General features: G+C 69.4%; 12 protein-coding genes. 9 read left to right on the top strand and 3 right to left on the bottom strand.

The annotated features are described in order from the left end of the window. Nucleotides 1-16 precede the first annotated feature (16 nt). The 5 genes from ACGTN6_RS07380 to ACGTN6_RS07360 all read left to right on the top strand — a co-directional run bounded on the left by ACGTN6_RS07380 (nt 17) and on the right by ACGTN6_RS07360 (nt 4,256). On the top strand, nt 17-460 hold the full coding sequence (locus tag ACGTN6_RS07380) for an excinuclease ATPase subunit (RefSeq protein WP_394590718.1): 444 nt from the start codon (nt 17-19) through the stop codon (nt 458-460). A gap of 4 nt (nt 461-464) precedes the next feature. Beyond that, the gene (locus ACGTN6_RS07375; RefSeq protein WP_394590717.1) at nt 465-1,064 is read left to right on the top strand and encodes a 4'-phosphopantetheinyl transferase family protein; all 600 of its coding nucleotides are present in this window, start codon (nt 465-467) and stop codon (nt 1,062-1,064) included. A 68-nt stretch (nt 1,065-1,132) separates the two neighbouring features. Beyond that, nucleotides 1,133-1,987, top strand: a complete 855-nt coding sequence (locus ACGTN6_RS07370; RefSeq protein WP_394590716.1) for a putative selenate ABC transporter substrate-binding protein — start codon at nt 1,133-1,135, stop codon at nt 1,985-1,987. Next, nucleotides 1,987-2,748, top strand: coding sequence for an ATP-binding cassette domain-containing protein (locus ACGTN6_RS07365; protein ID WP_394590715.1), 762 nt, complete (start codon nt 1,987-1,989; stop codon nt 2,746-2,748). The genes ACGTN6_RS07370 and ACGTN6_RS07365 overlap by 1 nt, the downstream gene beginning before the upstream one ends. Beyond that, the gene (locus ACGTN6_RS07360; protein ID WP_394590714.1) at nt 2,745-4,256 is read left to right on the top strand and encodes a PhnE/PtxC family ABC transporter permease; all 1,512 of its coding nucleotides are present in this window, start codon (nt 2,745-2,747) and stop codon (nt 4,254-4,256) included. Before ACGTN6_RS07365 ends, ACGTN6_RS07360 begins: the two co-directional genes overlap by 4 nt. Nucleotides 4,257-4,333: 77 nt before the next feature. On the opposite strand, the gene ACGTN6_RS07355 is transcribed toward ACGTN6_RS07360, so the two are convergent. Both ACGTN6_RS07355 and ACGTN6_RS07350 read right to left on the bottom strand, forming a co-directional pair. Then, entirely contained in the window at nt 4,334-4,696 is a 363-nt protein-coding gene (locus tag ACGTN6_RS07355) for a RidA family protein (protein WP_394590713.1), read from the bottom strand. 76 nt (nt 4,697-4,772) lie between these two features. Further along, on the bottom strand, nt 4,773-5,114 hold the full coding sequence (locus tag ACGTN6_RS07350) for a TraR/DksA family transcriptional regulator (RefSeq protein WP_394590712.1): 342 nt from the start codon (nt 5,112-5,114) through the stop codon (nt 4,773-4,775). 141 nt (nt 5,115-5,255) lie between these two features. On the opposite strand from ACGTN6_RS07350, the gene ACGTN6_RS07345 reads away from it, so the two are divergent. From ACGTN6_RS07345 to ACGTN6_RS07330, 4 genes are all read left to right on the top strand, one after another. After that, the gene (locus tag ACGTN6_RS07345) at nt 5,256-5,537 is read left to right on the top strand and encodes a BufA1 family periplasmic bufferin-type metallophore (protein WP_394590711.1); all 282 of its coding nucleotides are present in this window, start codon (nt 5,256-5,258) and stop codon (nt 5,535-5,537) included. Between the two features lie 63 nt (nt 5,538-5,600). Further along, the gene (bufB, locus tag ACGTN6_RS07340) at nt 5,601-6,461 is read left to right on the top strand and encodes an MNIO family bufferin maturase (RefSeq protein WP_394590710.1); all 861 of its coding nucleotides are present in this window, start codon (nt 5,601-5,603) and stop codon (nt 6,459-6,461) included. Continuing rightward, complete coding sequence (locus tag ACGTN6_RS07335) at nt 6,458-7,240, top strand: HvfC/BufC family peptide modification chaperone (protein ID WP_394590709.1); 783 nt, start codon at nt 6,458-6,460, stop codon at nt 7,238-7,240. The genes bufB and ACGTN6_RS07335 overlap by 4 nt, the downstream gene beginning before the upstream one ends. Further along, a complete protein-coding gene (locus ACGTN6_RS07330; RefSeq protein ID WP_394590708.1) occupies nt 7,237-7,695 on the top strand; it encodes a DoxX family protein in 459 nt (152 codons plus the stop codon). Before ACGTN6_RS07335 ends, ACGTN6_RS07330 begins: the two co-directional genes overlap by 4 nt. Here ACGTN6_RS07330 and ACGTN6_RS07325 read toward each other — a convergent pair. Continuing rightward, the gene (locus ACGTN6_RS07325; RefSeq protein WP_394590707.1) at nt 7,677-8,864 is read right to left on the bottom strand and encodes an MFS transporter; all 1,188 of its coding nucleotides are present in this window, start codon (nt 8,862-8,864) and stop codon (nt 7,677-7,679) included. The genes ACGTN6_RS07330 and ACGTN6_RS07325 overlap by 19 nt on opposite strands. Nucleotides 8,865-8,878 lie beyond the last annotated feature (14 nt).

The raw sequence follows: 8,878 nt of genomic DNA, 5'->3' as shown, positions 1-8,878 counted from the left end.
CCGAAAGGAATGCACCATGAAAAAAGGACTGATCACCCTCACGGCTCTGGTGGCCGGTCTGGCCATGGCCACCTCGGCCCAGGCCCGGGACACCCGCCACCTGCTTTCCATCGAGGAAGCCATGAGCACCCCGGCGGCTCAGGAGAAACTGGATCCCAACATCCGCTTCGTGTTCGCCGACGCGCCTCACGACAGCGTAGTGGAACAGCACGGCAACTTCGTCACCAACAAGAAGACCAACGCCTTCAACAAGAGCGACGAGGAAGCCTGTCGCTGGGTGATGCTGTCCGCCCTTCTCAGTCTCCAGGATCGCGTACATGCCGAAGGCGGCAACGCGGTGATCAACATCGAGAGCTTCTACAAGCGCGAGCCCATGGTGTCTCAGGACGAGTACGAGTGTCATGCCGGCATGCTGATGGCCGGCGTCGCACTGCGCGGCGATGTCGTCACCCTGCGCTAAGGCCGTGCCGCCTCTGCTGACGCTGCGCGTGGCAGGGGCGGATCGTGACGGCGCCAGCCAATCGAGACGCGGCCGCGAGCTGCTGAGCGAGCTGGCTGCCGCACGCGGGCTGGACTGCCCGGTGGCAGGTTGGTCGGCGAGGGGAGCCGGCCCGCCGCGCCATCCGGGCCTGCCAAATGGTCTGCATGCCGGGCTGAGCCACCGCCATGGCCGCGTGGTCGCCGCCCTGGCCGACTGCCCGTTTGGCCTCGACCTGGAACACGCCCTTCCTCGCCACCGTCGGCAGCTCGCGGAACGGGTCGCCCTGCTGCCCGATCCCTGGGTACGCCGGCACATCCTCGATGCCGAGGCCCCGCTGGCAGCCTTCTATCGGGCCTGGACGCTCCACGAGGCCCTCTTCAAGTTCGAATGCCTCTGCGGTCGGCCGCCGGCCACGCTGCTGGCCACCCGTCTCGGCACGCTCCGCGAGCCAGACGGACCCGCTGCCTGGCGTTGGCAGCAGGGCGACTGGACGCTGAGCCTCTGCGCCGAGACTCCGACCCTACGGATCACCGCGCCGGCATCACTGACGCCGCTGCCGCTCACGAGCGACATCCTGGCCTGATGCCTCGGCTTGCCAAAGCCACGACCAGCCACAACAATACCCCCTTCGCTTCCTTCCAGGAGACCGTCATGCGCTGGATCGCCGCTTCCGCCGCCGCCCTCGCCCTGTTTGCCCAGGGTGCGGCGGCCGATACCTTCCGCTTTACCGCCATTCCCGATGAGGACCAGTCGCGCCTGGTCGAACGCTTCTCCAAGGTGGCGGACTACCTCGAGGAGCAGTTGGACGTCGAGGTGGAGTATGTGCCGGTGAAGTCCTACGGGGCCGCGGTCACCGCTTTCCGCAACGACCAGGTCCAACTGGCCTGGTTTGGCGGCCTGTCCGGCGTGCAGGCGCGCCGCCTGGTGCCAGGCTCCCAGGCACTCGCCCAAGGCGCCGAAGACGCCGAGTTCGAGACCTACTTTATCGCTCACCAATCGACAGGACTCGAACCCGGGAATGAAATTCCCGAGGCCGTCGAGGACATGAGCTTCACCTTCGGCTCGAAGACCTCTACCTCCGGCCGCCTGATGCCCGAGCACTACCTGCGCCAGCGTTTCGACGCCGCCCCCGAGGAGGTCTTCTCGCGGGTGGGCTTCTCCGGCGACCACTCCCGCACCATCGCTCTGGTCGAGGCCGGCACCTACCAGCTCGGCGCGGTCAACTACGCGGTATGGGAGGCCGCGGTGGAAGACGGCCGGGTCGACACCGACCAGGTCAAGGTGATCTGGACCACCCCGACCTACCCGGACTACCAGTGGACCCTGCGTGGCGACGCCGACGAGAGTTTCGGCGAAGGCTTCACCGACCGGGTGCGCGAGGCGCTGCTCGCGATGGACGATCCGGCACTGCTGGACAGCTTTCCGCGCTCGGCCTTCATTCCCGCCGACAACGCCATGTACGCACCGATCGAGGACGTGGCGGAAGACCTCGGCCTGCTGCGCTGATGAGCGAGCCCCGCGAGCCTCTGTTGACGCTCGAGGGCGTCGACCTCGGCCACGGGTCGCAGGTGGTGCTGCCGGGCCTGAGTCTAAGCCTGGCGTGCGGCGAGCGTATTGCCCTGCTTGGCCCCAGCGGCGCCGGCAAGTCGACGCTACTGACCGCCCTGCGCGCCCGGCTCGGCGCCGCGGCCGCCTGGTGCCCCCAGCACCATGGCCTGGTACCGGGGCTCGCGGTCTATCACAACGTCTACATGGGACGGCTCGCCGAACGCTCGGCACTGGCCAACCTGTGGAATCTGGTGCGCCCGCTACGCGGCCCCTGGGGCGAGGTGGCAGAGCTGTGCGAGCTGCTCGGCCTGGAAGGACTGATGCGTCGCCCCGTGGGCCAGCTGTCCGGCGGCCAGCGCCAGCGCACCGCCATCGCCCGGGCGCTCTACCAAGGCCGTGAGGTGTTTCTCGGCGACGAACCGGTGGCCAGCGTCGACCCGCATCAGGCCCTGCGCCTGCTGGGGCTGATCGAGGAACGTCACGCCACCACCGTGGTCGCCCTGCACCAGCGTGAACTGGCACTCTCCCACTTCGATCGCGTCTGGGGCCTGCGCGACGGCCGGCTGGCCATCGATGCCCCGGCCGATGCGCTGAGCCTGGCCGATCTCGATGCTCTCTATCCCGATGCCGGGGCAACGTCAAAGGGCACCGATCCTAACGATACCGAGCCGACAGCGCCTTCCCCGGAGGCCCTGCCTTGCTCCCGGGGGCGTGCATGAGCTCGGCCACCCTGCCCCGCCGGCCGAGCTGGCTTTCCGGCCGCGCCACCGGGCCACGCCTGGCCCGCCATACCCTGACGCTGGTGGCGATAGCCGTGCTGCTGCTGCCGCTGGCCGACCTTTCGGTGGTCACCCGCGGCCCGTGGACGGAACTCGGCCGCATGCTCCAGGGGCTGGCCTGGCCGAACTTTGCCGGCGTGGAATCGCCCTTTCACGCTTTGGGCCTGACCGTGTCGGTGGCGCTGTGGGGCACGCTGGCCGGGGTGGTGCTGGGCTTTCCGCTGGCACTGCTGTTTGCCCGCTCGAGGCTGGTGCGGGCCGGCTGCGCCTTCGTGCGCGCCATCCACGAGCTGTTCTGGGCGTTGCTGTTCCTGCAGGTGTTCGGCCTCTCGGCGCTGACCGCCCTGGCGGCGCTGGCCATCCCCTACGCCGGCATCTTCGCCAAGGTGTTCGCCGAGATCCTCGAGCAGACCCCGCGGGCGCCGGCCGATGCCCTGCCACCCGGGGTCGGCCGGCTGTCGCGCTTCCTCTACGCCGAGCTGCCGCTGGCCTGGGCCCAGCTCGCCGCCTATACCCGCTACCGCTTCGAGTGCGGCCTGCGCGCCAGCGTGCTGCTCGGCTTCGTCGGCCTGCCGACGCTGGGCTTCCAGCTCGAGACCGCTTTCCGCGAAGGCCGCTACCCCGAGGCCGGCGCCCTGCTGTGGTGCTTCTACCTGCTGATCGCCAGCCTGCCCTGGTGGAGCCACAAGCGGCTGGTGCCGCTGCTGCTGGTCGGCGGGGCCTTGCTGCTCGGCCCCTGGCCGGCAGTGGACGGCGGGCTGCTATGGCGCTTCGTCAGCCAGGACCTGTGGCCGGCGCCGCTGCTCGCGGGGGACTGGACGGGGCTGGCCGGCTGGTTCGCGGCCATCCCCGAGCTGGCCCCGGCCATCGGCAACACCCTGCTGCTGGGACTGCTCGGCACCGTAGGCGCCCTGCTGGTGGCGCTGGTGCTGTGGCCGCTGGCCAGCCGGCACTTCGGCAACCCGGCGAGCCGACTGGCCGGCCGCGGGCTGTTGGTCTTCCTCCGCTCGACGCCGGAGCTGATGCTGGCCTTCGTCTTCCTGCTGGTGTTGGGACCCTCGCTGCTGCCCGCCTGGCTGGCGCTGGCGCTGCACAACGGGGCGCTGATCGCCTTCCTCGCCGCCCGCCACGCCGACGCCCTGGAGCCCGGCATGCCGGGGCTGCCGGCCTCGGGACGCCTGGCCTACGAGCTGCTGCCGCGGATCTACCCTGGCCTGCTGGCGCTGCTCTACTACCGCGCCGAGGTGATCCTGCGCGAGACGGCGATCCTCGGCATGCTGGGCGTCGCCACGCTGGGCTACTACATCGACGAGAACTTCCAGTACCTGATGTTCGACATGGCCGCCTTCCTGCTTCTGGTGACGGCCGGACTCAATATCGCCGTGGACTCGCTGTCCCGACGGCTTCGGCCTCGAGAGGCGCCGCTCGAAGACCCTTGTCTGCGCTAGTTGCCTTTCGGGCAACGAAAAAGGCCGACGCACCATGCGTCGGCCTTTTGCTTGCCGGGGCTCAATCGAAGACCGGCTCAGGCGTCCTTCACCAGGGCGGTGACGGTGACCTCCACCTTGAGCTCGTCGGCGGGCAGCGGCGCGCAGACGCAGGTCCGGGCCGGAGCATGACCCTCGGGCACCCAGGCATCCCAGACGGCATTCATGGCCGCCACGTCGCCGCCGTCCTTGAGGTAGACGGTGGCGCTGAGCAGGTGCTCGCGGTCGGAGCCGATCTCGGCCAGCAGGGCGTCCACACGCGCCAGCATGCTCTCGGTCTGCTCGGTGATGTCGCCTTGGCGGGCTTCGGGGCCGGCCACCTGGCCGCACAGGTAGGCCACGCCGTTATGGATCACGGCACGGCTCATGCGGGCCTTGGTATCGTGTCGCTGGATGGTCATCTATCTCTCCTGAAGAAAAGGCATATGGCCACATAATACCCTAGCATCACTCCCATAAGCAGCCGAATTCGTCGTGCTATTCGGCACACTCGATGCATTTCAACGCCACCGGATCGCCTTCGAGACGCCGGGCACCGATCCAGTCGCCACAGGCGATACATTCTCCGTACTCGCCACGCTCGATCCGCACCAGGGCCGAGGCGATGCGCTTGAGGGTCAGTTGACGGCGTTCCTCCTCGGCCTGGGCCATGGCCTGCCCCTGAAGGGCATCCATGCGCGACAGTCGCCCCACCGAGGTCTGATCCAGAATCACGGTATCGCGCGCCGTCTGGCTACTGACGCTCTGCGCAAGAAGGTCGTCGCGCAGGGCCTCGAGGCGAGTCCTGACGGCTTCCATATCCAGGTCGGGATGGTTCATGGGGCACTTCCACCGTTGATCACGAATTTTTTTCTCGACGCCTGTAAGCATTCGCGATGCACCGCGACTCATCAAGGCATATCGACGCATCGAGCGATGCGCGGTAGCAGCTCACCCCAAGCGATGCACAGGAGACACACCATGAACCGTTCCACCATGATGGCCGCCGTGTTCACCACCGCCCTCGCCCAGGCGGGTGCCATGAGCGCCGTTCAGGCCCAGGAAGACGAGGCCATGGAGAAGTGCTACGGCGTGGCGCTGGCCGGCCAGAACGACTGCAAGGCGGGGCCGGGTACTACCTGTGCCGGCACCTCCACCGTGGACTACCAGGGCAACGCCTGGAAACTGGTCCCGGAAGGTACCTGCACCAGCATCGAGACGCCCCATGGCATGGGCAGTCTGAGCGAGGTCGAGCGCCCCTGAGGTGGCGCCCCGAGCCTACCCCGGCCCGCCGCTCAGCGGGCCGGGCATCATGAGGAGATCGCCATGTCATTACCTCTCGCCCCGGACGCCGTCGGCATCGGCCTCAAGACCCGGCACGCTGAGGCGCTGCTCGCCGCGCCCCGGGCGACCGACTTCCTGGAACTGCACGCCGAGAACCACATGAGCGACGGCGGTCCCGGCCGGGAGCGCCTGCAGGCGCTGGCCGAGCGCTACCCTCTTTCGGTGCACGGCGTGGGGCTGTCGCTGGGCGGCGCCGAGCTCCCTGACCCGGCCCACCTGGCGAGGCTCGTCCATCTTGTAGAGGCGACGGCCCCGGCGCTGGTCTCGGAGCACCTGGCCTGGAGCCGGCTCGACGGCGACTGCTACAACGACCTGCTGCCGGTACCGCTCACCGAGGAGAGCCTGGCGCTGGTCGCCCGCAACGTCGACATCGTCCAGCAGGCCCTGGGCCGCCGGCTGCTGATCGAGAATCCCAGCCTCTACGTGATGCTCGCCATGAACACCCTCGACGAGGCCGAGTTCCTCGCCGAACTGGTGACCCGCACCGGCTGCGGGCTGCTGATGGACGTCAACAACGCCTACATCAGCGCCCACAACCTGGGTCGCGACCTCGATGCCTACCTGGCCGCCCTGCCCTGGGAGTCAGTGGGCGAGTTCCACCTGGCCGGGCACAGCCTCGATGATGCAGCCGACCCACCGCTGCGCATCGACGACCATGGCAGCCCGGTCAGCGAGGCGGTCTGGGCGCTGTATCGCCGGCTGGTGCCCGACGCGGCCGACGCCCCCACCCTGATCGAGTGGGACACCCGAGTACCGACCCTCGAACGCTGGCTCGAGGAGACCGACCTGGCCCGTGCCCAGCGTCTCGCGGTACTGCCCGGAACGGCGAGGAGGACAGCATGAGCGCCCTGGCCGAATGGCAGCAGCGCTTCGCCGACGCCCTGCGCCATCCGCACACCGAAGCCAACGCCGACCTGGGCCAAACCGCGGGGCTCGACGTCTATCGCAACAACGTCCGCCACAGCCTGATAGAGGCGCTAGCCACCGCCTTTCCGCATACCCTCACCCTGCTCGGCGAGCGCTACTTCGCCGCCGCGGCCGGAGACTTCGTCCGCGACCACCCGCCCGACGACCCGCGCCTGACCTGTTACGGCAAGGGCTTCGCCGACTTCCTGGACGACCTGCCACCGCTGGCCGGCCACCGCTACGTGAGCGATATCTGCCGGCTCGAGCGGTCGCGCCTAGACGTCAGCCACGCCGCCGAGGCGGTGGCACTGGACGCGGCACGACTCGCCGCCCACCCCACGCCGGAGGACCTGCGCGTGGCGACTCGACCGGCGACATCGCTGGTGGACTGCCGCCACGACGTACGGGCCCTGTGGCAACACCTCGAGCGGGACGGCGGCACCGCACCGCTCGGCGAGCGAGGAGGCATGGCCTGGCTAGTGGTGCGCCGAGCAGCAAGAGTCGAGTCGATGCCAGTAACGCCGGCGACCGCCGAGCTCTACCGGACACTCGAGGTGGCCGGGCCGGATGGCCGGCGGCTGGAAATGGCCCTGATGCCCAGCGCCGATGCCCATGGACAGGCGGCCGCCGGCGAGGCGCTGGGCACCCTGCTCGGGGCATGCGCCCTGGCCCTGGTCACCGGCGGAGACGAGCGCGACGAAGAGGACATTCCATGAAGGCCCTGCTGATGCCCCTGCGGCTCTACTATCATCGCCTCGAACCGGCACTCGAGCGCCTGCCCTTCGATCTCGTGGCCCTGCTGGCGCGAATCGTGGTGGGCAGCGTCTTCTTTCGCTCGGCGCTGACCAAGGTCGACGGCCTGGCGATCAGCCAGAGCACCTTCTTCCTGTTCGAGCACGAGTACGCCCTGCCGCTGCTGCCGCCGGTGATGGCCGCCTACCTGGCGACCAGCGCCGAATTCGGGCTGTCGCTGCTGCTGTGGGCGGGCCTGGCCACGCGCCTGGCCGCCCTCGGCCTGCTGGTCATGACGCTGGTCATCCAGACCTTCGTCTATCCCGAGGCCTGGGTCACCCACGGCCTATGGGCCATCGGGTTGCTAACCCTGCTGCTGCGCGGTCCCGGATGGCTGTCGCTGGATCGCCTGCTGGGCCGTCAGGTGCCGTCGGCCTGACGAAGCACGCCCTGGGCGAGCCACCAGCCGGCCACCAGCAGTGCCAGCATGCCGCCCAGCACCATCGAGATAGGGGTCCCCAGATCCAGGGCCACGCCCAGAACGCCCGGCGCGATGCCCGTGGAGAAGACCATGGCCGCGCTCAACGTGGACCGCACCCGCCCCAGGTGCTCGGCGCCCCAGAGGCGCACCAGCAGGCTGGTGGCGATGGACTCCTGGGCGCCCATGGCGAGTCCGCCACCGACCATCAGCGCCCAGACCGCGAGGTGTCCGCCCTGGGTCAGGGCCAGCACCAGCCCCAGGGCGAAGGGCAGCAGATACAGCCGCGCCAGGCGCACCGGGCCGAGGCGGTCGACCCAGTGGCCGCCGAGCAGGGCCCCGGGCAGCTTGCCCAGGCCCATGCCGGTCAACGCCAGCGAGTAGACCGCCAGCGAGCTGCCCATGGCCGAGGTCAGTGTTGCCTGGTAGATGAACAGCCCGGTCATGGCGACCGGCAGGGTCATCAGCAACGGCAGCAGGCGCCAGAAGCGCGTATCGCGAAACGGCCGAGGCCCCGACGCCTGGCCACCCTGCGGACGTCGGGTCCGCGGCGCGGACGGCCAGGGCGCCGTCCACAGCGACAGGCCCCACAGCACCCCCAGCGCCGCGCCCAGCGCCCACCACAGCTCGCGCCAGCCGAACCAGACCAGCAGTCCGGCCACCAGCGGCGGCAACAGGGTCTCGCCGAGCATCAGCCCCATGCCGGCGAGCCCCAGGGCACGACCGCGCAGCACCTCGAACTCGCGCCCGGCCAGGGTATTGCCGAGATGGCTCATCATGCCCTGGCCGCACAGCCGCACCAGCCCCAGGCCGAGCACCCCGAGCGGCCACCAGGGCGAGGCGGTCAGCAGCAGGATACCGATGCCCAGCGCCACCAGGATGGCCAGGGCAAAGCGCCGCGGCGCCAGCCAGTCGATGCTGGGCCCCAGGCGCAGCACGGCGAAACCCGCGGCCAGGGTGACCAGCGAATAGGCGGTGCCGAACTCGCCGGCGGTGAAGCCGAGCCGTGCGGCGATGGGCGCCTGAAAGAGGCCAACGAAGAAGCTCTGGCCCAGGCTCGACGTGAACATCGCCAGGAAAGCGATGCCGATCAGCCCCCGATGGTCCTTCAGCAGGGTGCGATAGCTCATGGGGTTCTCCCTGA

Origin of the sequence: Halomonas sp. B23F22_20, from assembly GCF_043496985.1 — a bacterium.
Lineage (GTDB): Bacteria > Pseudomonadota > Gammaproteobacteria > Pseudomonadales > Halomonadaceae > Halomonas.
Note: the sequence above shows the minus strand (reverse complement) of the source record. Positions and strands in the feature narration are given on the sequence as shown.